The organism is Morococcus cerebrosus (assembly GCF_022749515.1).
Classification (GTDB): domain Bacteria; phylum Pseudomonadota; class Gammaproteobacteria; order Burkholderiales; family Neisseriaceae; genus Neisseria; species Neisseria cerebrosa.
In genome coordinates, this window is record NZ_CP094242.1 from 1,831,683 (window position 1) to 1,855,545 (window position 23,863).

The 23,863-nt window shown below is 51.7% G+C and carries 17 protein-coding genes and 3 pseudogenes; 10 read left to right on the top strand and 10 right to left on the bottom strand.

Features of this window, described 5'->3' with window-relative positions; all coding sequences use genetic code 11:
* The first annotated feature begins 13 nt into the window (after positions 1-13).
* Positions 14-916: a ribokinase gene (locus MON37_RS08660; RefSeq protein WP_039408657.1), complete on the top strand. Its 903-nt coding sequence runs from the start codon at positions 14-16 to the stop codon at positions 914-916.
* 264 nt (positions 917-1,180) lie between these two features.
* Here the strand turns inward: MON37_RS08660 and MON37_RS08665 are convergent, their stop codons facing one another.
* Positions 1,181-2,302 (bottom strand): porin, encoded by a 1,122-nt coding sequence (locus tag MON37_RS08665; RefSeq protein ID WP_039408654.1) that lies wholly within the window; start codon positions 2,300-2,302, stop codon positions 1,181-1,183.
* Between the two features lie 442 nt (positions 2,303-2,744).
* Positions 2,745-4,379 (bottom strand): CTP synthase, encoded by a 1,635-nt coding sequence (locus tag MON37_RS08670; RefSeq protein ID WP_003768576.1) that lies wholly within the window; start codon positions 4,377-4,379, stop codon positions 2,745-2,747.
* Between the two features lie 251 nt (positions 4,380-4,630).
* Between MON37_RS08670 and MON37_RS08675 the strand changes: the two genes are divergently transcribed.
* Both MON37_RS08675 and MON37_RS08680 read left to right on the top strand, forming a co-directional pair.
* A complete protein-coding gene (locus MON37_RS08675) occupies positions 4,631-6,088 on the top strand; it encodes a TrkH family potassium uptake protein (protein WP_039408651.1) in 1,458 nt (485 codons plus the stop codon).
* 171 nt (positions 6,089-6,259) lie between these two features.
* Entirely contained in the window at positions 6,260-9,586 is a 3,327-nt protein-coding gene (locus MON37_RS08680) for a DUF2339 domain-containing protein (protein WP_039408649.1), read from the top strand.
* A 353-nt stretch (positions 9,587-9,939) separates the two neighbouring features.
* Here MON37_RS08680 and MON37_RS08685 read toward each other — a convergent pair whose 3' ends face one another.
* Positions 9,940-10,587 (bottom strand): hypothetical protein, encoded by a 648-nt coding sequence (locus MON37_RS08685; protein ID WP_156122135.1) that lies wholly within the window; start codon positions 10,585-10,587, stop codon positions 9,940-9,942.
* A 27-nt stretch (positions 10,588-10,614) separates the two neighbouring features.
* Here MON37_RS08685 and MON37_RS08690 point away from each other — a divergent pair, with 27 nt between their 5' ends.
* Positions 10,615-11,580, top strand: coding sequence for an IS30 family transposase (locus MON37_RS08690; RefSeq protein WP_242883531.1), 966 nt, complete (start codon positions 10,615-10,617; stop codon positions 11,578-11,580).
* Here MON37_RS08690 and MON37_RS08695 read toward each other — a convergent pair.
* The gene (locus tag MON37_RS08695; RefSeq protein WP_039407359.1) at positions 11,551-12,108 is read right to left on the bottom strand and encodes a hypothetical protein; all 558 of its coding nucleotides are present in this window, start codon (positions 12,106-12,108) and stop codon (positions 11,551-11,553) included. The genes MON37_RS08690 and MON37_RS08695 overlap by 30 nt on opposite strands.
* Before the next feature lie 269 nt (positions 12,109-12,377).
* Positions 12,378-14,585 (bottom strand): DNA helicase II, encoded by a 2,208-nt coding sequence (uvrD, locus tag MON37_RS08700; protein WP_039407356.1) that lies wholly within the window; start codon positions 14,583-14,585, stop codon positions 12,378-12,380.
* A gap of 145 nt (positions 14,586-14,730) precedes the next feature.
* On the opposite strand from uvrD, the gene MON37_RS08705 reads away from it, so the two are divergent.
* Positions 14,731-15,423: a YgjP family zinc-dependent metalloprotease gene (locus tag MON37_RS08705; protein WP_039407362.1), complete on the top strand. Its 693-nt coding sequence runs from the start codon at positions 14,731-14,733 to the stop codon at positions 15,421-15,423.
* A gap of 236 nt (positions 15,424-15,659) precedes the next feature.
* Here the strand turns inward: MON37_RS08705 and MON37_RS08710 are convergent, their stop codons facing one another.
* Positions 15,660-16,718, bottom strand: coding sequence for an AI-2E family transporter (locus MON37_RS08710; RefSeq protein WP_039407354.1), 1,059 nt, complete (start codon positions 16,716-16,718; stop codon positions 15,660-15,662).
* A 255-nt stretch (positions 16,719-16,973) separates the two neighbouring features.
* On the opposite strand from MON37_RS08710, the gene MON37_RS08715 reads away from it, so the two are divergent.
* Complete coding sequence (locus tag MON37_RS08715) at positions 16,974-17,270, top strand: hypothetical protein (protein ID WP_039407352.1); 297 nt, start codon at positions 16,974-16,976, stop codon at positions 17,268-17,270.
* 151 nt (positions 17,271-17,421) lie between these two features.
* On the opposite strand, the gene MON37_RS08720 is transcribed toward MON37_RS08715, so the two are convergent.
* Positions 17,422-18,654 (bottom strand): multidrug effflux MFS transporter, encoded by a 1,233-nt coding sequence (locus MON37_RS08720; protein ID WP_039407350.1) that lies wholly within the window; start codon positions 18,652-18,654, stop codon positions 17,422-17,424.
* A 214-nt stretch (positions 18,655-18,868) separates the two neighbouring features.
* Between MON37_RS08720 and MON37_RS08725 the strand changes: the two genes are divergently transcribed.
* The 3 genes from MON37_RS08725 to MON37_RS08735 all read left to right on the top strand — a co-directional run bounded on the left by MON37_RS08725 (position 18,869) and on the right by MON37_RS08735 (position 21,059).
* Complete coding sequence (locus MON37_RS08725; RefSeq protein ID WP_039407348.1) at positions 18,869-19,333, top strand: DUF7832 domain-containing protein; 465 nt, start codon at positions 18,869-18,871, stop codon at positions 19,331-19,333.
* On the top strand, positions 19,330-19,908 hold the full coding sequence (gene gmhB / locus MON37_RS08730) for a D-glycero-beta-D-manno-heptose 1,7-bisphosphate 7-phosphatase (RefSeq protein ID WP_039407346.1): 579 nt from the start codon (positions 19,330-19,332) through the stop codon (positions 19,906-19,908). The genes MON37_RS08725 and gmhB overlap by 4 nt, the downstream gene beginning before the upstream one ends.
* 398 nt (positions 19,909-20,306) lie before the next feature.
* Positions 20,307-21,059, top strand: coding sequence for a lysophospholipid acyltransferase family protein (locus MON37_RS08735; protein ID WP_039407343.1), 753 nt, complete (start codon positions 20,307-20,309; stop codon positions 21,057-21,059).
* 73 nt (positions 21,060-21,132) lie between these two features.
* On the opposite strand, the pseudogene MON37_RS12340 reads toward MON37_RS08735, so the two are convergent.
* Both MON37_RS12340 and MON37_RS08740 read right to left on the bottom strand, forming a co-directional pair.
* A pseudogene (locus MON37_RS12340) lies at positions 21,133-21,225 on the bottom strand (IS481 family transposase); the annotation flags it as partial.
* 129 nt (positions 21,226-21,354) lie between these two features.
* Positions 21,355-22,044, bottom strand: a pseudogene (locus MON37_RS08740) (DDE-type integrase/transposase/recombinase); the annotation flags it as partial.
* A gap of 26 nt (positions 22,045-22,070) precedes the next feature.
* Here MON37_RS08740 and MON37_RS08745 point away from each other — a divergent pair.
* Positions 22,071-22,220, top strand: a pseudogene (locus MON37_RS08745) (IS5/IS1182 family transposase); the annotation flags it as partial.
* Between the two features lie 61 nt (positions 22,221-22,281).
* Here MON37_RS08745 and MON37_RS08750 read toward each other — a convergent pair.
* A complete protein-coding gene (locus MON37_RS08750; RefSeq protein ID WP_039410538.1) occupies positions 22,282-23,856 on the bottom strand; it encodes an inorganic phosphate transporter in 1,575 nt (524 codons plus the stop codon).
* Between the last annotated feature and the right edge of the window lie 7 nt (positions 23,857-23,863).

Sequence of the window (23,863 nt, forward strand, 5' to 3'; positions counted from 1 at the left end):
GGGATATATCAGAATGCTCCATATCAAAGTCGTCGTCGTCGGTAGTATCAACATGGATTTAGTAACCCGCGCCACCCAATTCGCGCGCGCGGGCGAGACTTTGCTGGGAAGCTCATTCCATCGCTACATGGGAGGCAAAGGTGCCAACCAAGCAGTTGCCGCCGCACGCCTAGGTGCATGCGTAACCATCATCGGTGCAGTCGGCGACGACGATTTCGGACTGGAAATGGTAACCAACCTCCGCCACGAAGGCATATGTACCGATTATGTCCAAACCATCATGGGACAAAACAGCGGCATGGCAAACATTACCGTTGCCGACGAAGAAAATTCCATCATCGTTATTGCCGGCGCAAATATGTATCTGACCGTTGCCGACATCGAAGCCGCAGAAGAACGGTTTGCCGAAGCCGACATCATCCTCAGCCAGCTTGAAATTCCGATGGAGTGCGTGATAGCCACATCAAAACTGGCAGCAAAATACAACAAACCCTTTATCCTTAATCCCGCACCCGCCCGCGCCATCCCGAAAGAATTGTTGGAGCAAATTACCATCTTAACACCCAACCGCTATGAGCTTGCCGCCAGCTTGGGAGCACCGCAAGGCTTGTCTCCCGAAGAGTTGATTTTAAAATCCCCCTGCCCCGTCCTGATGACTTCAGGCAGTAAAGGCGCCGTATATAAAGACCCCAAAGGCCGTCTGCGCCATGTTTCAGGTTTTAAGGTACAAACCTCCGACACCACGGGTGCCAGCGATGCCTTCAACGGCGCATTGGCAGTATTCTGGCACGAAGGCATAGACATCGCCGTACGCAAGGCCTGCGCCGCTGCCGCCCTGTCTATTACCCGCTCCGGCGCGCAAAACGGAATGCCTTTCGAGTTCGAGTTAAGCGGCTTTCTCGCCTCTCAAAAATAAGGTTTGATGCGGCAGATTTTCCCCTCTGACACACTATCTAAAACTACCTCAAAACGAGAACATCAGAATTTAATATTCTAAAATAATTTATTTTTTTAACTGTTAAGGCGTTTTCCTATGTAAAAAGGACAAACAGATCCGCCGTATTCGAACCTTCTATTAAATTTGGAAATATTTAAATTTTTATATGATAAAAGGTCGTCTGAAACCCAAAATCAGGTTTCAGACGACCTTTTATATTTTCTGATTATCCTTACGGTTTCATCAGAATTTATGAACCATACCCAAAGAAACGGCTTTTTGCTCAACAGACCCTGTTTGAGTCGGCGTCAGGCGGGTTTTGCTGCCCAGTTTCATATAACCGGCATGAGCAAGCATAGAAGTACGTTTGCTGAATTTGTAGTTGGCACCAACTACTACTTGGTCGAATTTATCGACTAGTTTCTCGCCGCTGTTCACGCCTTTTGCCGCCCAGCCGTGGGCGTAAGTGAGGCGCGGGGTCAGGTTGCCGAAGGTATAACCCACGGTAACGGCTGCATCGGCAACTTTGACGGCTTCATTTTTACCGGCATCGGCAGTAATGTCAGTGCCTTTGTACGTATTGAAATCATCGGTAAAGTAACCCAAATATTTATTTGCGCTTTCATGGCCTTTGGTATATTGCGCGCCTACGCCGACGAACAGGTTGTTTTTGTCATAGTAGCTTTCGATTTTAGCGATTTGTGCGGCTTTGATTTTACCGTTCTTGTCGGTGTACGCGCCTTTGTAATGGCCGTAGGCAAGGTTGGTGGTGAAACCGCTGTTTTCATAAGTCAAACCGGCGGTATATTGTTCTTTGCTGGGTTTTTCATGTTTATATTTGTCGTCCGGATTGCGGTTGTCGCGTGGCGCGTAGGACGCATTGAATTTGAACCCGCCGAACGAAGGACTGTCGTAGCGTACGGATGTGGTGCGCACACCGGTGCGTGTGTTGATGCCCAAACCCATCGCGTTGGTTTTATACAACCAAGGGTCGATGGTATCCATCTCGTTGAGCATATTGTTCATATTGCCGACGCGAACCTTACCGAATGAGCCTTCCAAGCCTATGAAGGAATCACGGTTGCCGAAACTTTGGCTATTGGATTCGCCCAAAATGGAAGTGCGCTGTTCCACCTGCCAGATGGCTTTGAGGTCGTCTGAGAGTTTTTCGCTGCCTTTGAAGCCGATGCGCGAGGTATTGTCATTGATACGGGTTGCAGTCGCGCTTTTTTCCGTACCTTCGTTACCTTTGATTTTCACCTGTCCGGAGGTGATGGTGCTTTTAACTTGTCCGTACAGGACAACTTCGGCGGATGCTGCAAAAGGCAAAGCCGCGATAGTCAGGGCAATAATGGCTTTTTTCATACAAACTCCTCTTTAATCAAAGAATCAAATTTAGGTCTATCGTTTTACAAAAATAAGAGACTCAAAACCAAAAACAGCAAGACCCGTGGAATAATTTGCGCAATCATAATGAACTTTCGATATTTAAACAATCTTTTTCATCTTGATAAGAATTATTATTCATTAGAGTTTAGACTTTTTACAACATTCATCCATTTTTTTATAGTTGATTCAAATAGAAACGCAAACCCACCATTTATGGATAGGCAGGAATTTGAGATTTGAAAGTAGCTTTTCCCCCATACACTTCATCCCGACTCCTAAAACCGGTTTCCACTCTCCCCAAAAAAATAATGATAAGTCATTTTTATCTGAATGAATATCCGGTATAGTCGTCTGAAAACACAAAAAAGCACCTCAACCGAGGTGCTTTTTCTCTTTTCAGACGACCTTTTTCTGGGCATCAGCCTTTTTTATTGTTCAACGCGGCTTTGACAAACGCGGTGAACAAAGGATGGCCTCTGCGCGGGTTGGACGTGAACTCTGGGTGGAACTGGCAGGCGAAGAACCAAGGATGGTTCGGCAGCTCGATGGTTTCGACCAAGCGTTCACGTCCGGCAGATACGCCACCGATGACCAAGCCAGCCTGTTCCAGCGTGGGAACGTAGTTGTTGTTGACTTCGTAGCGGTGGCGGTGGCGTTCACGGATGTGTTCGCTGCCGTAGATTTTGGCGGCGAGGCTGCCTGCTTTCAATTCAACCTCTTGCGCGCCCAAACGCATGGTGCCACCCAAATCGGCGGATTCGTCGCGTGTTTCGACGCTGCCGTCGGCGGTTTGCCATTCGTCAATCAGAGCGACGACGGGGGCGGCGCATTTGAGGTCGAACTCGGTGGAATTCGCGCCTTTCAAGCCTGCGACGTCGCGTGCGTATTCGATCAGCGCGATCTGCATACCGAGGCAGATGCCCAGGTACGGCACGTTGTTTTCGCGGGCATAACGCACGGCAGCAATTTTGCCTTCCACGCCGCGCGAACCGAAGCCGCCGGGAACGAGGATGGCGTCCATGTCTTTGAGCATGGAAACGTCGCCGTTGTTTTTCTCGATGTTTTCGCTATCAACGAAGGTGATTTGCACGTCGGTTTCGGTGTGGATGCCCGCGTGTTTCAAGGCTTCGATCAGCGATTTGTAGGATTCGGTCAAATCGACGTATTTGCCGACCATGGCGATTTTGACGGTGTGTTTCGGATTTTTGATGGCATGGACGATTTTTTTCCACGCAGTCAAATCCGCCTGTTGTACGTTCAGCTGCAACTGCTCGGTAATGATGTTGTCGATGCCTTGGTCGTGCAACATTTCGGGACATTCGTAGATGCTGTCCACGTCGTAGCTGCCCACAATCGCGCGCTCTTCCACGTTGCAGAACAGGGCGATTTTGCGGCGTTCGTCCGCCGGCATTTTCCGATCCATGCGGCAAATCAGGATGTCGGGCTGCAAACCGATGCTCAACATTTCTTTAACGGTATGCTGGGTCGGTTTGGTTTTGATTTCGCCGGCGGCGGCGATATAGGGGACGTAGCTCAGGTGGGCGAACAAGGTGTTGTTGCGTCCCAACTGGCTGCGCATCTGACGGATGGCTTCCAAAAACGGCAGCGATTCGATGTCGCCGACCGTACCGCCGATTTCGACGATGGCAACATCGTAACCCGCCGCGCCTTCGTGGATGCGGCGTTTGATTTCGTCGGTAATGTGCGGGATGACTTGAACCGTACCGCCGAGGTAGTCGCCGCGGCGTTCTTTGGCGATGACGTTTTCGTACACCTGCCCCGTGCTGAAGCTGTTGCGGCGGGTCATGGTGGCGTTGATGAAACGTTCGTAGTGTCCCAAGTCGAGGTCGGTTTCCGCGCCGTCGTCGGTCACGAACACTTCGCCGTGCTGGAACGGACTCATCGTGCCGGGGTCGACGTTGATATAAGGATCGAGCTTGAGCATGGTCACGTTCAGACCGCGCGATTCGAGGATGGTGGCAATAGAAGCGGCGGCGATACCTTTTCCGAGTGAAGATACGACGCCGCCGGTTACGAAAATAAATTTAGTCATGATGCAGTACCCATGTTGGAATACGGGATTTTACCTTTAAGCGGGTTTTCTGGCAAACGCGGGACGGGATGCGGATGTGGTTTTCAGACGACCTCCGCTTCTACCCTTTTGCGTCTAGGCAAGGCAATAATTTGTTAAAATAAAGTCTGTTTGCGATTACTGATGACGATAAGGTCGTCTGAAAATATCGGCTTCCTCATCGCCATCCCATGCCGCCGGATGATTCGGCCGGTTTGTTAAGATTAATTGATATGTATAAGTTCCTCCCTATTGTCCACGTTTTGTCCAGACTGGGGCTGCTGTTTTCCATGGTGCTCGCAGTACCGACGCTGATGTCGTATTTTTTTCTGGACAACGCGTTTCCGGCGTTTGCCTACACGGCTTTGGCGACGACGCTGACCTCTTGCGCGGTTTGGCTGCTGACCTTCCATTTCCGCCGCGAGCTGCGCCCGCGCGACGGGTTTACGTTGGTTTTGATGTTGTGGCTGGCATTTGCGCTGGTGGCAGCGATGCCGATTTATATTCACATCCCGGGCATCAGTTTTACCGATGCGTTTTTTGAGGCGATGTCCGGACTGACGACGACAGGCGCGACGGTCATGACGAGCTTGGACACGCTGGCCCCGTCGGTGAATTTTTGGCGGCATATGCTCAACTGGCTGGGCGGCATGGGTATCATCGTGCTGGCGGTAGCGATTCTGCCGATGCTGGGCGTGGGCGGAACGCAGCTCTTCAAGGCTGAAATTCCGGGGATGGACAAGGAAAGCAAGATGGCGCCGCGCATTTCGCAGGTGGCAAAAAAGCTTTGGTTCTTCTATACGATGACGACGACGGCGGCTTTTCTGACGCTGCATTTTGCGGGGATGAGCTGGTTTGACGCGCTTTGCCATGCGATGTCGGCGGTGTCGCTGGGCGGTTTTTCGACACACGATGCCAGCATCGCTTATTTTGATTCGCTGACCGTCGAGTGGGCGGTCATGTTTTTCACGCTTTGGGGCGGTGTGAATTTCGCCACGCATTTCACGGCGCTGACACGGCGTTCGCTCAAATCCTATTGGCAGGACGAGGAATGCCGCGTACTGCTGGTGCTGCTGGCGGGCAGTATTTTGATGTCGGCGGTGTATCTGTGGCAGAAGGATTTTTATGCAACCTTTGGGGATTCGCTGCGTTTTGTCAGCTTCAACTTTGTCTCCATCGGACTGGCAAGCGGTTTTTCCAACACGGATTTCGCGCAATGGCCGCTGATCGTGTCGCTGTGGATGTTTTTCCTGTCCAACCTGTTGGCAAGCTCCGGCTCTATGGGGGGCGGCATTAAAAACGTGCGGGCGTTGGTCTTGTTCAAATTCAGCCTGCGCGAGATGATGATTCTGCTGCACCCGAAAGCGGTGCGTACGGTCAAGGTCAACGGACGCATGATTCCCGACCGCATGGCGCTGACAGTGATGGCGTTTATTTCGATTTATTTCATGACGACGATTGTGTTCAGCTTTTTGCTGATGGCAAGCGGGATGGAATTTATCTCCGCCTTCACCGCCGTCATTGCGTGTATTACCAATGCGGGACCGGGCTTGGGCGAAGTCGGACCTGCGGGCAGCTATGCGGTATTGAGCGATGTGCAGAAATGGCTGTGTTCGGCCGTGATGCTGCTGGGCCGCTTGGAGATTTTTACGGTGTTGATTTTGCTGACACCGGCTTATTGGAAAAAATAAAGACGGGTCGTCTGAAAACGGATTTCGGGTTTTCAGACGACCTTTTTGCTTCACTGACACATCTTCTATTACCGCACAACACCTTTTCCTACCGTTACGCCTTCTATACATCCTTCTCATGACAAGGATGCTACAATTGGCATATTTTTACCGTTATCGGACAGGTGTTTTATGCAGTATTTCTGCCTACTCATCCCCATCCTCATTGGCTATTTTCTTGACGAAATGACCGTCGGCGTCATTTTCGGCTCTATTTTATGGTTGTTTGCACGGGAACTCGGCAAGCCGCGTCAGGAAGAACGTGATGCCAAACTGCAAAATCTGGAAAAAGAAATCGAGTTGTTGAAACAGCGTTTGACGGCTTTGGAACATGAAACCGTTCAAGATAAAACGGGAGTCGGGCAGGCGCGGAAACTGCGTGCTGTTTTGTCCGAACATACCGACAATATTCAGACGACCCCTGCGCCGCTTCATGAGAAGGTTGAACCTTTGGTAACGGCGGACAATGCGCCCGCCGAGCCGCACGTCGAACCGGTTGCTACACCCTCTTTTTCTACACCTGTTCCCCCTGTTTCCGCTGAACCTTCCGTACAGCCCGAACCTGCTTTGCACGCAGACAGCGTCGAAACGCCTGCCCAAGTTTCCGCTATTCAAGAGGACGTACTCGAACAAGACGCGCCTGCCTTGCTGACGTCGTCTGAAAACGAAGTGCCGATGTCGTCTGAAAATATCGCTGAAACCGCAGACGCAAAATCCAGTGAAACCGTTATCCATAAGGAAGAAGGTTTCGATTTCAAATTCTCCGAAAATCCGATTGTTGCTTGGTTCCTGCGCGGCAATCCGCTGCTGAAAACCGGTATCGTGGTGCTATTCCTCGGCTTGGCGTTCCTCTTGCGCTATGCTTCCGAGCGGATTCATGTGCCGGTGGAAATGCGTTACCTGACCGTAGCAGGTGCGGGTCTGGCGGCGGTCATCGGCGGCTGGAAGCTGCAAAGCCGAAAACGCGAATACGGCTTGGTGTTGCAGGGCTTCGGCGTGGCGGTGATGTATCTGACCGCTTTGGCGGCGTTGAAACTGCATCCGCTGCTGCCCGCACCGATCGTGTTCGTGCTGATGGTGGCGATGGTCGTATTAATGGCGTTGCTGGCGATCAGGCAAAACGCGCAGATTATGGCGCAGGTCGCCTTGGTCGGCGGTCTGGCGGCGCCCATCCTGGTATCGGACGGCAGCGGCAATTATTTGGTGCTGTTCTCCTACCTTTCCCTACTCAACGCCGGCGTAGCGGCGATTGCCTGGTTTAAGGCATGGCGGCCGCTGAACCTGACGGGTTTTGCCGGATCCTTCTCCATCGCCGCGTTGTGGGGCATGCAAAGCTATACGCCGCAGCATTTCGCCACCACCGAGCCTTTCCTGATTTACCACTGGCTGCTCTACACCTTCATCGCCTATTTGTTTGCCCGCCGCAAGCTGACGGAAAACCGCGAAGACACACTCGCGCCCGTTGCCGACAATGCGACGCTGGAAGAAATTTGGAACAGCATCTGCTCCCACGGCCTGCGCGTCCACGTCCTCGACCATACTTTATTGTTCGGCACGATGGCGGCGGCGTTCGGACTGCAATACCGCATGGTGGAACACTGGCCGTCTGCGGACGCATTCTCCGCGCTGGGCTTCGCCGCCGTTTACGGACTTGCCGCGCTGATGCTGAAACGGCAACAGGGTTTGTATATCCTGCGTCAGGCGTTTGTTGCCTTGTCGCTGCTTTTCCTCACGCTCGCCGTTCCGCTTTATTTTGAACGCGGCAACACTGTCATCCTGTGGACGGTAGAATCCGCGCTCGTGTATTTCTTCGGACTGCGCCAACAGCGTCCGCATATGCGTTTGGGTGCGCTCGTTGTTTATCTGCTGGCGGCGCTGACCCAACTGAGCGGTTATCAGGAGGGAGGATCCACCATCCTGCAAGGTCAATGGTTCACCACCCTGCTGACCCTGTTCGGCGGCGCAGCAATTTACCTGCAATGGCACCTCTACCGCCGTAAAGGCTCGGCACACTGGGAACAGACGCTTCAAAACGCAGCCCTCTGCGCCGCCCTGCTCTACACATCCATCCTGCCTTTACTGTTTTTCGCGGAACGCGGCAGCATCATCATTTTCTCTGCTTTGGTGGCAGCTTGGGCGTTCTGCCGAGGCAAAGGCAAGTCGGACGTGTTCAGCACATTCGCCTTGGGCAATGCAATCTTTATCCTGCTCTTCCAAGCCTCGATTAATAATGAATCCAACGGCTTCCTGACACACTGGCACCTCTTTGCCGCCGCGCCGCTGCTGTTTGCCGCGGCCTACATGCTGCAATATTCGCGCGTCCAAACCGAAGCATCGGAAAACCAAGGCAAACAAGACCAAACCCTCCCGTTCTCGCAGATTGCAGGCTGGGCTATCCTCGTTATCGCCCTGATGTTGGGCGGCTTCGCCACCTATACCCAATGGACGGGCGAAGAAACCCTGTTTATCGAGCTTTGGGCATTGCCGATATTCACCGCCTTGCTGTTGCTTGCCAACCGTTTGAACTGGAAAGAGCTTTTTCAGACGACCTTGGCATTCCTGCCCCTGTTTGCCCTGCACTTCATCGGCTATCACCTCGAACACCTATGGACGGCCGCCGCAGCCCTGCCGCTTGCCGCCGCCACCGTGTTGAACTTCGTCATCCTGAATAACCGCCAAACTAATGCGCCTATCGGCTTGCACAAACTCAACATCATCCTGATCGGCATCCTTTGGTCGCTTTGGGCAGGAATGTATGTAGGCTATCGTCTCGACGGCGTTTGGTCGCAGCTCTCGTGGCTTGCCGTACCGCTAATCATGTGGGTCGTCTTCCATACGCAGCGGCAGCGCGGCTTTTTCAGACGACATCAAGCCTCCTATCAGCATTTCGCCCTGCCGATAGCCGCCCTTGCCGCCGCAAGTTGGATGATATGGACGAACTTCTCCACGCCGTTCCAACCCGTGCCGTTGCCATATATCCCGCTGCTTAACCCGCTGGAGCTCGCCTGCGCCGGAATGCTGTGGTTTGCCCTGAAGTCCCTGCCCGAAGCCCTGCCTGCAGAATACCGCCGCGTGAACGCGCCCGGCGTCGCCGCCCTCGCATTCATGGTCATCAGCGCGGGCGTGATGCGGCTGTGGCACTTCTACGACGGCATCACTTGGCGCCTCGACATCATGCTCCAATCCTTTGGTCTGCAAGCCAGCCTCTCCGTCGTCTGGGCAGTGACCGCCATCATCCTGATGGTGTACGGCAACCGTCGCAAACTGCGCCCCTTCTGGATAACCGGCGCGGCGCTGATGGCCATCGTCGTCATCAAGCTCTTCCTCATCGAGCTTTCCAACAGCGACGGCATCGCCCGAATCGCCTCTTTCATCATCGTCGGAATATTGCTGCTCTTGGTCGGCTGGTTCGCGCCCGTTCCGCCCAAAGCGGTGGAAAACGAAGAAGACAAGGTATAGTCTAAGCCTCAAAGCAAAGGTCGTCTGAAAACCGATTCAGGTTTTCAGACGACCTTTTTAGTAGAAAGAACGTTATAGCCCGTTTGCCAAGCAGTTCAATATCCTGATTGAGCCGCCGACATCAGGGCAAACATCTCCGAGCGATTATTTCAGATGAATCGTCGGTTGATAGCCTTTTCAGACGACCTTTTGGGTAGGTTGGGTTGAAAACCCAACATTGCGAACACTCGACAGACTTTGTTGGGTCTCGACCCAACCTACACTGACCATATTGATAGAACCATACCGTAGCGTGGGCTTTGCCCACGAAATCCGTTTAAAAAACCGATTTAGAATTTCAGACGACCTTCATTTTATTTCTTCAATTCTTTCAACAAAGACGTTAACCCTTCCACACCATCGAATGTACCCGGCACTTTATCCGGATTGGACAGAATGCTGCTGAAAATCAGGTTTTCGAATTTTTCCAGCGCGTCTTTATCATTAGTTTTGATTTTTTTCGCGTACTCGGCATAGCTTTGGATAAATTCGCACAACGACTGTCTCAGTTCCAACTGCATGATTTGAGTCTGTATCGAATGGTAATGAGTTAAAACCACTCTGAAGAAATAGATTAAAATAAATTCCAAGCCAATGACGGGCAGCATGGATTGCCATAAAATATCTACACCTGCCATAAATTTTTCGTAGAAGCTGAAGCCTAAAGGTAGAATTGTAACTATTGCCAAACCACTCAACAACCGAAAAGTTTTTGTTTTGGCTTCGTTTTTTTGTCTCAATAGATTTTCAAAGCCTTTGTTCAAACCGACAAAAGTAAAAGCTGTTTTGTATTCGTCTAATTTTTCCTTAAGTTTATCTACATCATTTATTCTTTGTTGAACTTCAACTATTTTTTCGTTGACTTCATTCTGATATTTTTGAATCGATTTTTCTAAAGCGTGGCGGATTCGCATTTGAAGTGCAACTTTCCATAACAGAAAAAGGCCAGTATGCGGTAGCATACGGCCTTTCCTGCAAGAAAGATTGCCATGAGCTACACACAACTGACCCAAGACGAACGATACCATATCCAATACCTGTCCCGCCACTGCACCATCGCCGAAATCGCCAAACAGCTCAACCGCCACAAAAGCACCATCAGCCGCGAAATCAAGCGGCACTGCATCCAAGGACAGCAATACAGCGCCGAAAAAGCACAGAAGCAAAGCCGGCTGACCAAACAGCACCGGCGAAAACCCTATAAGCTCGATTCGCAGCTGGTTCAACACATCGACACCCTTATCCGCCGCAAACTCAGTCCCGAACAAGTATGTGCCTACCTGCATAAACACCACGGGATCACACTCCATCACAGCACCGTTTACCGCTACCTTCGCCAAGACAAAAGCAACGGCGGCACTTTGTGGCAACATCTCAGAATATGCAGCAAACCCTACCGCAAACGCTACGGCAGCACATGGACCAGAGGCAAAGTGCCCAACCGCGTCGGCATAGAGAACCGACCTGCTATCGTCGACCAGAAAACCCGCATCGGCGATTGGGAGGCCGACACCATCGTCGGCAAAAATCAGAAAAGCGCGTTATTGACCTTGGTCGAACGCGTTACCCGCTACACCATCATCTGCAAATTAAAGAACTTAAAAGCCGAAGACACTGCCCGGGCGGCCATTAGGGTATTAAAGGCATATAAAGCCAGAGTCCACACCATCACCATGGATAACGGCAAAGAGTTCTACCAACACACCAAAATAGCCAAAGCATTGAAGGCGAAAACCTATTTTTGCCGCCCTTACCATTCTTGGGAGAAAGGGCTGAATGAGAACACCAATGGACTCATCCGGCAATATTTCCCCAAACAAACCGATTTCCGAAACATCAGCGATCGGGAGATACGCAGGGTTCAAGATGAGTTGAACCACCGGCCGAGAAAAACACTTGGCTACGAAACGCCAAGTGTTTTATTCTTAAATCTGTTCCAACCACTGGTACCCTAGTGTTGCACTTGAAATCCGAATCCAAGCGTTTCTTCTTTCATCAAATTCAAAAAATGTCTTAAAGCCCTTGTTGCCCATGTAAGAACACAGTATATCTATCGGCATTTTGTAAAAAGCATAGTTAAGCTGACCTGCATATTCACTTCGAGGGAAATACATTTTATCTTTTAAAGGTATTATTACTTTTCCAAATGAATCACTTTTCAAAAAATTGAGCCCTTCCAGCCCATAGCTCAAATCAAGCTCAACTAAAAACCTAACCATGCACTCATAGATATGTGCAGCTTCTAGCTCAGAAATATTGTCCTGTAAATTTTGAATTCGACTCTTAAAACCATTACCTATGTACTGTATATTGTATAAACACTTCTTTTCCCATAACTCAGGGTTATCAATCATCAATGAAGCCACCGCCGTAATCAATTCATACTGTTCGCGCTCCTGTTCTGACAACATCGACTCATCCACTTTGGCAATTTTCTTTTCAACCTGCACCAAATCATCATGTAACTCGCTAAAAAATCCCATTTTTTTCCCTTTCCTATTTTTGCTGATTAATCTTTTCGGATTCTAAAGATAAGAATCGAATCACTTAATTTGAACGACCTATTTGCAAACTGCCGATTCTTTAATGCCGTCATTCCCGCGCAGGCGGGAATCCAGATCTTGGCATTTCAGGAACATTTCAAGACTGCTGCAACCTCAAACTTCTGGATTCCCGCCTGAGCGGGAATGACGGCAGAGGTTTCGGCAAAAATTGCTCCTCCCGTTTTCAGACGACCTCTGTCTTCCCCCTTCTACATCTCTTCCAATTTCGCAAACTTGGTATCCAGCTCTTTTACGCCCTGTTTGCCGAAGTTGATGGTCAGGCGGGCGGATTCGCCTTTGTCCACGGCATCGATGATGACGCCGGTGCCGAATTTGGCGTGGCGGACGTTTTGTCCGATGCGGAAGCCTGCGTAGGTTTGGGGCTGTTTGTAGTCGTCGATGATTTTGTCTTTGGGCGTGGTGGTTGGGCGCGGGCTGCCGTAGCTGTCGTAGGCGGCCTTTTTGACGGACAGGTAGTGCAATACTTCGGGTGGGATTTCTTCGACGAAGCGGGAGACGATACCGAATTGGGTTTGTCCGTGCAGCATTCTTTGCTGTGCCATGGTGATGTAGAGGCGTTTGCGGGCGCGGGTGATGGCGACGTACATGAGGCGGCGTTCTTCTTCGAGGCCGCCGCGTTCGGCAAGGCTCATTTCGCTGGGGAAGCGGCCTTCTTCCATGCCGGTGAGGAAGACGGCGTTAAATTCCAAGCCTTTGGCGGCGTGGACGGTCATGAGTTGGACGGCTTTTTCGCCCGCGCCTGCTTGGTTTTCGCCGGATTCGAGGGCGGCGTTGCTTAGGAAGGCGAGGATGGGGAAGGCGGGGTCGTCTGAAATGTTGTCGGGCAGGATTTCGAAGTTGCTGTCTTCGGGTTTGAACTCGATGGCGGCGTTGACGAGTTCGTCGAGGTTGTCGAGGCGGTCTTGGTTGTCGCCTTTTTGGGTTTTGTAGTGTTCGGTTAGGCCGCTGTCTTTGAGGATGCCGACAATGATTTCGGGCAGGGACATTTGTCCGACTTGGTTACGCAGGGCTTCAATCAGGCGGACGAAGGCGGCGATTTTGGTAGCTTTTGCGCCGGCATTGCAGGCTGCCTGCCAGAGGGTGATGCCTTGTTCGTTTGAGGCCGTCTGAAGGTTTTCGATGGTGCGTGCGCCAATGCCGCGCGGCGGGAAGTTGATGACGCGCAAGAGGGCGTTGTCGTCGTCGGGATTGACGGCGAGGCGCAGGTAGGCGAGCGCGTGTTTGATTTCTTGGCGTTCGTAAAAGCGCAGACCGCCGTAGATTTTGTAGGGGATGCCGCTGCGGAACAGGCTTTGTTCGATAACGCGGGATTGGGCGTTGCTGCGGTAGAGGACGGCGATTTCGTCCAAATCCCAGCCTTCGCGTTCGAGGGCTTTGGTTTCGTCCACGATGAATTGGGCTTCTTCGAGGTCGGTAAAGGCGGAGTAGTAGCGGATTTTGTCGCCTGCTTCGGCGTCGGTGCGCAGGTTTTTGCCGAGGCGTTCGTCGTTGTTTTCGATAACGGCGTTGGCGGCGGCGAGGATGTTGCCGACGGAGCGGTAGTTTTGTTCGAGTTTGACGGGCGCGTCGATGTGGAACTCTTCCATCAGCGCGGTCATGTTGCCGACGTGTGCGCCGCGAAAACGGTAGATGCTTTGGTCGTCGTCGCCGACGGCAAACACTGCCGCGTTGCCGCCCGCCATGAGTTTGAGCCAGGCGTATTGCAGTTTGTTGGTGTCTTGGAACTCGTCGACGAGAATGTGGTTGAAGCGGTTTTGATAGTGCTGGCGCAGGATTTCGTTGCTTTGCAGCATTTCGTAGCTGCGGAGCATGAGTTCGGCGAAATCGACCACGCCTTCGCGTTGACAGATTTTGTCGTATTCGGCGTAGCATTCAATCATGCGGCTTGTGTGCGGGTCGGGCGCGCTCAATACGGAAGCGCGCAAACCGGATTCTTTTTGCGCGTTGATAAAGCCTTGCAGCGAACGCGGTGCAATGATTTCTTCGGCAATGTTGAGGCTTTTGAGCAGGCGTTTGATGAGGGAAAGCTGGTCGCCGCTGTCGAGGATTTGAAAGGAAGACGGCAGGCCGGCATCGCGGTGGTGCAGCCGCAAAAAGCGGTGGCAGAGACCGTGGAACGTGCCGAGCCACATGGCGCGGACGTTGATGGGAATCATCGCGCCAAGACGGGTTTGCATTTCTTTGGCGGCTTTGTTGGTAAACGTTACCGCCATAATGCTGTGTACGCTTGCCTGACCGGTTTGCAGCAGCCATGCGATGCGCGTGGTCAGCACGCGCGTTTTGCCGCTGCCCGCGCCCGCCAAAACGAGGGCGGATTGCGGCGGCCAGGTTACGGCGGAGAGTTGTTCGGGGTTCAAGCCTTGCAGCAGATTGGGGGCGGATTGCTCGGGAAACATGGGAAGAGGCCGTCTGAAAAATGGGAATACGGTATTTTAATGGAAACGGCAAAGGTCGTCTGAAAAGATGTTTCAGACGACCTTTTGCTTGCATTCCACGATGCAAACGCTATATCCTCCACCTAAAATCCATTCTTCCGAAACCATGACCCGCCTTCTCCATACTCTTGCCGACGGCACGCAAATCACCGTCGAACTCAAACGCAGTGCCAAGAAAAATCTGATTCTTCGCCCCGTCAATACGCAAACGGTCAGCATCAACGTCCCACCCTTCTTTCAAGACCGCGCGTTGGCAAACTGGCTGACGGCAAACGAAACGATATTGCGGAATACGCTTGCCAAAACGCCCGCACATCCCATTCCCCACCCAAACTTACCCGAGTGGATTTGGTATCGGGGAGTAAAGGCCAAGCTGGGTACCCACAGCCAAAGCCATATCCGCATCACGTCGTCTGAAATCCTGCTTCCCCGAAAAGAGACCGCCGCACAAATCGACCACCTGTGCCGCCTGTTGAACGAACGCGCCCGCGAATACCTGCTGCCCCGCCTTGAAAAACACGCAGCCGAAACAGGGCTGACTCCCGCTGCCACAGACCTGAGCAACGCTAAAACCTTTTGGGGCGTATGCCGCCCGCACACCGGCATCCGCCTCAATTGGCGGCTGATCGGCGCGCCCGAATACGTCGCCGACTATGTCTGCATCCACGAACTCTGCCACCTCCGCCACCCCGACCACAGTCCGCGCTTTTGGCATTTGGTGAACACGCTGACGCCGCATACCGACAATGCTAAAAGTTGGCTGAAGGCGCACGGGCAGGAATTGTTTGTTCTTGGGTGAAGGGTAACCGTAGCGTGGGCTTCGCCCGCGAGAATCCGCCCTCTCCCGTCTGACGAGAGAAGGTGGGAGAGAAGGTGGCTTTTGTCCCTTGTTCCGTATATTTGCAAGCCACCCTATCCCAGCTTTCCCCCGTCGGATAATGGGAAGGGATCAAGCTGCTGTAACTGAAAAAAGGTCGTCTGAAAAACCTATTTCAAGCTTTTCAGACGACCTTTCATCTATATTTCAAACACTATCTAAATCAGCTTTTGCTGCTTTAACTCATTCTTCAGATACGCATAATAAACCGGTGCGACGATGATGCCGCCGACGCCGAAAATCCGTTCGAACACGACCATCGCCACCAAGAGTTCCCATGCGCTTGATTCGATTTCCGAACCGATGATTTTCGCGTTCAGGAAATATTCGAGCTTGTGGATGACGACCAGAAACACCAGCGAAGCGACCGCCACATATAAAGACGCGCCGAGGCTCAAGATGATAATGATGGTGTTGGAAATCAGGTTGCCCGCGACGGGAATCAGCCCGACGATGAAGGCGATGACCAACACGGTTAGCTTAAACGGCAACTCGACGCCGAAAAGCGGCAGGATCAGATAGAGGTACACGCCCGTCAGCGTGGTATCGATCAACGAGATTTTGACCTGCGCCAGAAACACACGTTCGAAGCTGGTTTCAAAATTGACAATCCGCCGCACCAGTTCTGCCTTGAAGGGCGGCATTTTGCGGCGGTTTTTGCGCATGTTGAGGCGGTGGAAACTGAGCATCGCGCCGATGATGATGCCGATAAGAATGTACACGAACGAGGTGAAGCTGTTTTTGCTGATGCGCGTCAGCGCGGCGCTGTATTCTTCAATCAATTTGACCGCATAGGCTTTGATTTCGGCGGTATTGTTGGGCAGCATGTTCAAAACCGACTGCGGCAGGCTGCTGCTGTTTTTCGTGTCTTCCAGAATCGCCGCCAGCTTGGTCAGCATGACGGGGATATGCCCGCCGTGAATCAGGTGGTAAATCCCCAGCGACATCAAGAGGATAACCGTCAATACGATGCCTATGGTCAGCGTGGTCGAAATCAGGTTGATATTGTGCGCGTTGAGCGATTTGTGCAGAAACGTATTGCGCGCGAGCGTACGGCGGCGCAGCCAAAGAATCAGGCCGTTGGTCTTAGTGATGAAGACGTAGGTCAGGATGACGGCGAGCAAAAGCGGCAGAAAGTGGAAATACAGCACCGCAAGCAGGGCAAGCCCCATCAGGATGTAGGATGCATTGCGGAATCGGGGGTGTTCGAAAATCATCGGGTGTAATGCCATGAAATATATAAATTTAAACAATCAAGCTATGAGGTGCGATTAATAAAGCAGGACAAGGGGGTTAACCCTCCTTTTGAAACTTTATTTCAATTTCGCTCGAGCTGACTTCGGTTTACAAACAAACCGTTACAATAAAAACTCAATCGCACCAATTGGTTATGCGGTTGTCTTTACGCAAATTGCCATTTGGCATTTGACGGAATGATTTTATCAGACAAATTTCCCGAAAGGATATTACACATGAAAACATTGTCTAAATTGACCTCTCTCGTTCTTGTTTCTGCCGGTCTGATCGCTGCTCCTGTGGCTATGGCACAACCTGCTTCCGGCAAAGCCGCTAAAGCAGAACACGTTCACAAAAAAGCCAATAAAGCTAAAAAACAAGCCAACGAATTGAAACAAGACAAAGCCGCCGAAGCTGCAACAACTGAAGCCACTTCCGCCGATGCCGAAACCAATGCGTTGGGCGAACAAGGTCAGGCTGCAACCCAAACCGCACCCGCAGCCACTCCGACCGAACAAGCTCCTGCAAAATAAGCAGGATGATAGTGGACTGAATTAAAAGAGGGATTTCATTTCCCACGCACCGTTTTGACGGCTGTCGTCCTTTTTGAATTTAGCCCATTAAATGTCTACCGCAGGCAAAAGGTCGTCTGAAGATTTCAGACGACCTTTTGCCGTTCACGATTCACACATATTCGCTTTTATCGTTTTCCTTCCAAGCCTGATGCGAGCAGAGCCAAAGCAACACAATCCCGCACGCCGTCGAGGCCAGCATCATGCCCGCCATCACCAACGCAGAACCATTGTGCAGCCGCGTCGCCAACAGCCCCACGCTTGCGCCGATGATGGATTGGAACACGCCCAATACCGCGTTTGCGCTGCCGCTTTCCTGCTTGAAATAAGCCATAAAACAAGCTTGTGTGTTCGCGCCGACCAAGCCCTGCGTGCCTACCGAAAACATTACACAAAGCACCAAAGCCCACATCGGCGGCAGTCCCATCGACCAGACCAGCAGTACCATCGTCAGGTTCGCCACAAACTGCACGATAATGCCCCATTTCAAAATACTTTGCGGGTGCGCCCCCGTTTTCAGCCGCCATGCCGTGATGCGGTTAAACGAAGCCATCGTGAGGATGTTCAGCGCAAACACCCAAGCGTATTGGCGCGGCGTAACATGGTACAGCTTTTGGTAAACAAAAGACGATTCCGTCAAAAATGCAAACATCGACGCAAAGCTGAATGCCTGAAAAAACAGATAGCCCATCGCCGCCCGCGTCTTCAGCACTCTGGCGAACCTGCCCGCCACTAGTCCGAAAATGTCCATCCCGATTTTGCCCGTCTGCTTTGGACGCGGCAGGAAAGCAAACACCAAGATGAACAAAATAAACGAATACGCCGCCAAAAAACCGAAAATAAAACGCCAGCCGCCCAATTCCTGCAACAGAGAGCCGAACATAGGTGCAATCAGCGGCACGACCATCAGGATAATGCCGATTAAGGCAAACATTTGCGCCGCCTCCCTGCCCGAATAATAATCGCGCACCATCGCCCCGACGATGACCACCGTCATCCCCGCTCCGAACGCCTGTACGGCACGCAGGTTCAAAAGCCCGTCCACCGACTGCACCATCGTCAGCGCGGCAACGGCCGCAAAATAAATGCTCAAACCGACCAAAGCCACCGGTCTGCGCCCCTTGATGTCCGAAACCGCGCCGCCGACAATTTGCCCGAACGCCACACCGAACATAAACAAAACCAAGCTCTGCTCAATGCGGTGTATATCCGCGCTCAGCGACTGCGCCATTTCCGGAATGGCTGGCAGGTAGGCATCGACCGAAAACGGCATCAGGGCAACCAACATCGCCATCAAAACCGCCATTTGCTTTTCGCCCAGCGGGGCGGGGGTGGATTGGGACATAAGGGACTTTCAGAATGTTCAAACGAAACAAACCGCCCTGACATATCCTAGGCGGTTGAAATAAAAAGAAGTATATCATGTTTTCATACCAGGCCGCAGCATACTCCCCCTATTCACAAAGAGGTCGTCTGAAAAACGTCCCGACAGATTTCAGACGACCTCTCCCGTTTTCCGTTACAATAAACACCCTCCGAATCACAGCACATGACCGTCCATGTACGACAACATCCGCTTCCACCTAGACGAAGAATATCCCGAAGGACTGCCGTCCGAAAACGCCGCCACGCATATCGGCATGTACTGGATATGGGCGGCGCAGACAGGGCTGGCGAATCCCGTTTGGCAAACTGCCCCCGAAAGCGCGGAAGATTTCGCCAATATGCTCAAAGGCAGAACCAGCGGTCGCCGCTTCCTACTCAAACACATGGACGGCGCGCTCACGCCCGACGACTTCACCGAACAAGGGCAGAAATTCACCTCCTATTACTACGACAATGAAGAAGACGGCTACAGTGCATTTTTAGAAGACTACGTCCGCACCCTCGACACCCCGTCGCTCGGCGGCTTCTACCACGTCCCCAACACCCCCGAAATCTACAAACGCCTCAAACCCGTCTTTCAGGCAGCATTTGAGCAATGGAAAAACCATTTGGCATCCACAGTCGGAGAGCAACCGTGAAACTCATCATCCTTGACCGCGACGGCGTCATCAACCAAGACCGCGACGACTTCGTCAAATCCGCCGACGAATGGATACCCATAGAAGGCAGCATGGACGCCATCGCCTTCCTCACCCAGGCAGGTTACACCGTCGCCGTCGCCACCAACCAATCCGGCATCGGCCGCAAATACTTCACCGTCCAAGACCTGACCGAAATGCACGCCAAAATGCACCGCCTCGTCCGTCAGGCGGGCGGCGAAATCGACGGCATCTGGTTTTGCCCGCACACCGCCGCCGACAACTGCGACTGCCGCAAACCCAAACCCGGCATGATTTACGACATCCTCGAACGCTTCAAAGCCAACCCTGCCAAAACCTGGCTGGTCGGCGACAGCCTGCGCGACCTGCAAGCCATGCACGAAGCCGGCGGCAAAACCGCGCTCGTCATGACCGGCAAAGGCAAGAAAACCCTGTCGCAACAGGAAAAAGAATTACCCGAAAACACCCAAATCTTCGACAGCCTGCTCGCCTTCTCCCAATACATCATGCAGGAAACCGCACAAGACCGTGCAGACGGACAGGAAAACCCGTAACAGCCGTATTCAGCAATCTGCCCCTCTCCTGTCCGGCGGGAAAGGGTCGGGGAGGGGATGGCCCTACGGCCTTTATGCCCCGTATCCGCCTCCCTCCTAGCCCCCAGACGGAGAAAAGAACAAGATTGCCGTTGCAGTTTAGTTAAAGAGGCCGTCTGAAACCTTGTCCGCGGCCAAATTTTCAGACGGCCTTCGCAAAAAAGAAACCTAAACAGCCGTCATTCCCGCGCAGGCGGGAATCCAGACTGTCAGTATTCAGAAATATTCAAAGGTTACTGTAATCCCAAACTCTGGATTCCCGCCTGCGCGGGAATGACGAAATGAGTGTTCCTGATTTGAAGGTTACTATATATTTTGTCCCACCCCGTTTTCAGACGACCCATCCGACAGGTAAAAACATGCTCCTCATCCGCAATCTGACCTACTGGTTCATCCTCAGCACCAGCCTGATTTTACTTTTCCCCTTCATGCTCCTCGCCCTGCCCGTCCAAGGAGGCGCGCACAAAATGGCGCAAATTTGGGTACGCATCCTCAACTGGTCGCTCAAACACATCATCGGACTCAAATACCGCCTCATCGGTGCCAAAAACATCCCCGATCGCCCCTCCATCATCTGCGCCAAACACCAAAGCGGCTGGGAAACCCTCGCCCTGCAAGAAATTTTCCCGCCGCAGGTTTACGTCGCCAAACGCGAGCTGTTCAAAATCCCCTTTTTCGGCTGGGGCCTGAAACTCGTTAAAACCATAGGCATAGACCGCAGCAACAGCCGCGAAGCCAGCAAACAACTGATGGAACAAGGCATGGCGCGCAAAAACGAAGGCTACTGGATCACCATTTTCCCCGAAGGCACACGCCTGCCGCCCGGCGAAAAAGGCCGCTACAAACTCGGCGGCGCGCGCATGGCGAAAATGTTTGAAATGGACATCGTCCCCGTCTCCCTCAACAGTGGCGAATTTTGGCCGAAAAACGCCTTCCTCAAACACCCCGGCACCATCACCGTCGTCATCAACCCCGTCATCCCCCACGGCAGCGGTACGGAAGCCGAATTGATGGCGGAATGCGAAAAACGGATTGAAACGCAACAACCTCTTATCGAAGGAAAAGGACCGTTCGCCGCAAAAAATAAGAAAACAACAGCATCGCTATCATGATAAAAGGTCGTCTGAAAATCAGTTTTCAGACGACCTTTAGCTTACATGAGAGTGTAGGAAATCATCGAATTGTTTACACCACAGATTGAGAGAAATAAGCCTGCAAGGCCTCAAACGGCGTATCGCCGTTCAAACTTCGATACGGCTTCACCGTGTTATAGAAATTATAGTGGATTAAATTTAAATCAGGACAAGGCGACGAAGCCGCAGACAGTACAGATAGTACGGCAAGGCGAGGCAACGCCGTACTAGTTTAAAGTTAATCCACTATAATAAAGCAGCACAACTCCTTTTACCGGTGTTCCGGACTCTCAAACGACTGTTTCTCATGCCACATCTCCATCAGGGTACGGATAACCCGCCCCGCCTTACCGTTGGTCTGCGGACGGGCAAACCGGGTAAACTTTTGACCAATCCCGTTCTCGTAACAGACTACACCGAAAGCATGGTTGGCCGAGCCTTTGTATTCCGTACCGTTGTCGGAGTAAACGCACTCAATCAGGTATGGGCAGGGATCAATCAGGTGTTCGGTCAGAAACTTGGCGGCGCTGTCTGCGGTTTTGTCCGGCAAAATGGCGGCGTATAGCTCCCTTGAGAAATCGTCAATGGCGACAAACAGGTAATCCCGCTTATCGGTGGCTTTCTGCCCTTTGAGCAGCGGCAGCCGTTTGGTGTCGAGATGCACCAGCTCTCCGGGGTAGGATTTATTGTAGCGTTTGGCCTGCTTTTTGAGTTTTTCCTGAATGCTGCGTTCTACCTTGGCCAGGCGTTTCATTCCGTACTTTGCCTGTTTGAAACGGTTGTTGGTACTGGTTTGCGGTTTGAGCAGCTTGGCCCTTGCGGCTTTAAGGGCGCGGTAAATGGTGACGCGGCTGACTTGGTAGCGGCGTGCCGGGGAGGTGACGCTTTCCTTTTCCTGCGTGTAGGCCGGCCAAATAGCTTGGCGGTGGTGCGGGGTGAGGCGGGTGTTTTTGTGCATGTTCATGTGTGAAGTAATCCGAATACCAATGGAAATATAGTGGATTAAATTTAAATCAGGACAAGGCGACGAAGCCGCAGACAGTACAGATAGTACGGCAAGGCGAGGCAACGCCGTACTGGTTTAAAATTAATCCACTATACTGTAAACAACGCTACTGGTTTCTAAAGGTCAAAATTAGAAAAAGGTTGTCTGAAAAAACAAATTTTATTTTTTCAGACAACCTTTTCACTTTCGAAACAGTTAGAAAACCACCTGCAACACCAAATAAGAGATCACAGACAAAACTGCGGCTGCGGGCAAGGTAATTACCCATGCCAAACCGATGGGTTTCATCAGTTTCCAGTTGGCATTGCGGTTAACCAAGCCGATCCCCAAAACCGCTCCGACCAGGATATGGGTACTCGATACAGGCAACCCCATGAATGATGCACCCATCACAACGGCGGCAGCGGAAAGTTCGGCCGCAAAACCCGAAGCGGGATGCATTTCCGCCAGACTGGTTCCGACGGTCTTGATAACCTCTTTACCGACAAACCATAACCCGACAATCAATGCGATACCAAAGGTCAACATAGCGATAGGCGGGACGGCATTTTGCGCGGTAATGCTGTTGGTACGCAATGCATCCATAATGGCGGCAAACGGTCCAATGGCATTGGCAATATCATTTGCTCCGTGGCTGAATGCAAAGCCGCATGCGGTAAAAACCTGCATCCAAGAAAACATTTGAAAGGTTGATTTGCCAAGGTCTTTGCGTTTGAGACTTTTGGCGAATACGAATGTCGCCATCCAAATCGCCGCGCCGACCATGAAGATAATCAGGAAACTGTTGACATTGCTCATGCCCAAATGCAAGTTGTTCAATCCTTTGAAAATCAGCATTGCAGCAATCATCATACCGCCTATCGAGCCGATAAAGGGAACCCAGGAATGAAGGGCTTTATAGGAATCGACATTGTTTTTCCGGTTATCCAATTCATACAGCCCGCGATAATAGTCAGACTGTAATTCGGAAGGTTCGAAATCGGGTTCGTCGTAAATCTGCGCATCGTGCGCTACTTTGGTTGCATATTCGACTTTTTCAGTTTCACTAAGGGCTTCAAAGAAAAGACGGTGCTGCTCTTTGTATGACTTCTTTTCCTGCTTGATGGTTTTAAGCGTTCCTTCTGCCCAGTCGTTGTAGTCTAATACGTTTTTCTTAATACGGGAGAAAACGAGGTAGGAAACCAACCCACCCAACATCGGGGATAATACCCATGAAAGGGCAATCTCTCCAAGCTTACCCCATTGGATAAGCGTACCCGCATCAATTTTGTGCATAAACGCCATACACAACGCACTGCCGACAATACCGCCGATAATGGCGTGGGTAGTCGACACCGGCAGCCCCTTACGCGAAGCAAACAAAAGCCATAATGCCGCTGCCAAAAGGGCTGACATCATAATGAAGACGAATTGCATGGGTTGCAAATCCAACCCGTTCAAATCGACAATACCTTTACGGATGGTATCTGTAACTTCGCCACCCGCTATAACGGCTCCGCTGACTTCAAATACAGCGGCAATCAAGAGTGCCTGCGGGATGGTCAGCGTGCCGGAGCCGACACTGGTTCCGAACGAGTTGGCAATATCGTTGCCACCGACATTAAATGCCATAAATACGCCGAACATCGTGGCAATGATGAAAAGTATAGGATTGTTGTAATGGGTATATCCCAGACCCCAATAAATAAAATAGCCGACCATGCCCACCAGCATAGCGGCAAAAGCGGCGTTAATAAGCTTCAAGTTCGCACTCGATTGAGTTTGAGCCATGGAAGTT